This window comes from uncultured Microbacterium sp., assembly GCF_963521695.1.
Classification (GTDB): domain Bacteria; phylum Actinomycetota; class Actinomycetes; order Actinomycetales; family Microbacteriaceae; genus Microbacterium.
This window is the reverse complement of the sequence record NZ_CAUQWC010000333.1, coordinates 1-2,818: the sequence shown is the minus strand read 5'-3', so window position 1 is coordinate 2,818 and position 2,818 is coordinate 1. Positions and strand designations below refer to the sequence as shown.

The 2,818-nt window shown below is 73.1% G+C and carries 2 protein-coding genes; both read right to left on the bottom strand.

Annotation, left to right across the window (positions count from 1 at the left end; translation table 11 throughout):
* Window positions 1-76: 76 nt before the first annotated feature.
* Window positions 77-1,810: a phospho-sugar mutase gene (locus tag RWP81_RS16020; protein ID WP_314457777.1), complete on the bottom strand. Its 1,734-nt coding sequence runs from the start codon at window positions 1,808-1,810 to the stop codon at window positions 77-79.
* Window positions 1,811-1,863: 53 nt separating this feature from the next.
* Window positions 1,864-2,697: a purine-nucleoside phosphorylase gene (locus RWP81_RS16015; protein WP_314457775.1), complete on the bottom strand. Its 834-nt coding sequence runs from the start codon at window positions 2,695-2,697 to the stop codon at window positions 1,864-1,866.
* Window positions 2,698-2,818 lie beyond the last annotated feature (121 nt).

Genomic DNA, 2,818 nt, shown 5'->3' with positions numbered 1-2,818 from the left:
GCGCAGGAGCCCCGCCGCAGACACGGACGCGCCCCCACGGCGCAGAGCCCCGCCGCCGCGACCTCGCCCGCCGCTGTCAGCGCACCGCAGCCAGCAATTCCTCCGCGCCTGCGCGCAGCGCCTCGAGGCGGCGGCGGGCCTTCTTGGCCGACGAGCCGCGCACGTCCAGATACAGCTTGAGCTTCGGTTCGGTGCCGCTGGGGCGCACGATGAGGCGCGATCCGCCGTCGAGCCAGAGGCGCAGCACATCGCCCGGGGGCAGATCGTCGACACCGGCGAGCAGGTCGTCGATCCGCGCGACCGCGACACCGCCGATGGTCGTGGGCGGGTGAGCGCGGAGGGATGCCATGATCCCGTCGATCTCGCCCACGTCGCTGACCCGGATCGAGATCTGATCGCTCGCAAACGCGCCGAAGGTGTCGCGGAACTCCTGCAGCAGGTCGGCGACGGTGCGCCCCTGCCCCCGTGCCTCGGCGGCCATGCCGAGCATCGCCACCGCGGCGGAGATGCCGTCCTTGTCGCGGACGGTGCGGGGGTTCACGAGGTAGCCGAGGGCCTCCTCGAACCCGAAGACGATGCCCGGCGCCCGCGAGATCCACTTGAAGCCCGTCAGGGTGGAGTGGAAGGCGAGACCGTAGTGCTCGGCGACCGCCTGGAGCCCGGGCGACGACACGAGCGAGCAGGCGAGGGAGGCCGGGGAGCCGGCATCCGCGCCAGTGGTGCCGTGCGACGAGCCGTCCGACGCATCGTGGCCGGCTGCGCCGTCGTCCGCTGCGCCGTCGTCCGCTGAGCCGTCGCGCGCGGCGGCCGCTTCCCGGGCGGCCCGCCACCCGAGCAGCAGCCCGATCTCGTTGCCGGTGAGCCGGCGCCATCCGCCCTCCGCGTCGGCGTCGGGGATGGCGACGGCCAGGCGGTCGGCATCCGGATCGTTGGCGATGACGAGTTCGGCGCCCGAGGTGCGCGCGGTCTCGAAGGCGAGGTCCATCGCGCCCGGTTCCTCCGGGTTGGGGAAGGCGACGGTGGGGAAGCGCCCGTCCGGCTCGATCTGCGCCTCCACGAGCGTGGGCGCGGGGTACCCGGCGGCGGAGAGCACCCGCGAGAAGGTCTCCCATCCCACGCCGTGCATCGCGGTGTAGGCCCATCGCAGTCCCCGAGCGCCCGCGGGTGCCGGGGCGATCGCGGCGGTGGCGGCGACGTAGGCGTCGACGAGCGACTCGGGGGCGTTGGCGTATCCGACCGAGCGGGGGAGCACGCTCACGTTGCCGGCGTCGGCGATGCGCTGGATGTGGGCGGCGATGTCGGCGTCGGCGGGTGAGACGATCTGCGCGCCCTCGTCCGCTCCGCCGAGGTAGACCTTGTACCCGTTGTCGTCGGGTGGGTTGTGGCTGGCGGTGACCATGACGCCCGCATCGGCGCCCAGGTGGCGCACCGCGAAGGCGAGCACGGGAGTCGGCAGCATCCGCGGGAGCAGCACCGCGTTCAGCCCCGCCCCCGCGAAGATCTCGGCCGAGTCGCGTGCGAACACGTCGGAGTTGCGCCGACCGTCGTAGCCGATGACGACGGTCGGGGTCGTCGAACCGGCGCGCTCGGCGAGGAATGCGGCGAAGCCGGCCGCGGCCTGGGCGACGAGCACCCGGTTCATGCGGTTGGAGCCGGCACCCAGCGCGCCGCGGAGTCCCGCGGTGCCGAACGTGAGGCGGGTGCGGAAGCGATCGGCGAGATCCTCGGCCGCCTCGGCATCCCCGCCCTCCACGCGCGTGAGCAGAGCAGACAATTCGTCGCGGGTCACGGCATCCGGATCCTGCGCCATCCAGGCGCGGGCAGCGGCCACGAACGTGCCGGCGGCGCCGGAAGGGTTCTGGCTCACAGCGCGCCGATCACGCGGGCCAGCAGCGCCGAGATGACGGGCTCGGCTTCGCGACCGGCCTCGAGCACCTCCTCGTGGCTGAGCGGGGTCTTCTGGATGCCGGCGGCCAGGTTCGTGATGAGCGAGAAGCCGAGGATCTCCATGCCCGCCTGGCGTGCGGCGATCGCCTCGAGGGCGGTCGACATGCCGACGATGTGTCCGCCGATGGTCTTGGCCATCTGCACCTCGGCCGGGGTCTCGTAGTGCGGCCCGCGGAACTGGCAGTAGACGCCCTCGTCGAGCGACGGGTCGATCGTCCGCGCGAGATCGCGCAGGCGCGTCGAGTACAGGTCGGTGAGGTCGATGAAGGTGGCGCCCTCGAGGGGCGAGTCGGCGGTGAGGTTGATGTGGTCGCTGATGAGCACGGGCTGCCCGGGCTTCCACGTCTCGCGGATACCGCCTGCACCGTTCGTCAGGATCATCGTCCGGGCGCCCGTCGCGGCGGCGGTGCGCACGCTGTGCACGACCCGGCGCACGCCGTGGTTCTCGTAGTAATGCGTGCGCGCACCGATGACGAGCACGTTCTTACCGCCCGGGGTGCGGACGCTCCGGAGCGTTCCGACGTGCCCCTCGAGGGCGGGCTTCGAGAAGCCGACCACCTCGGTGGCGGGGAACGACGCCGTCTCCTCGCCGATGAGTTCGGCTGCACGCCCCCAGCCCGACCCGAGGGTGACGGCGATGTCGTGGTGCGCGACGCCCGAGAGGCGCGCGATGTCGGCCGCTGCGGCCGCGGCGACCTCGAAGGGGTCGACCGCCGGGTCGTCGAGCGGGTGAGAGATGCTGTTGGACATCCCCCCACTCTAGAAACTGCGGCGCGTGCGGGCCAGATGCCGGGCACCGCCGAAGCTCGTGTCGTTCCCCGGCGGGTGGGCGTCGGGGAACGCCGCGCCTCGTCCGCGGGCCCGCCCCCGG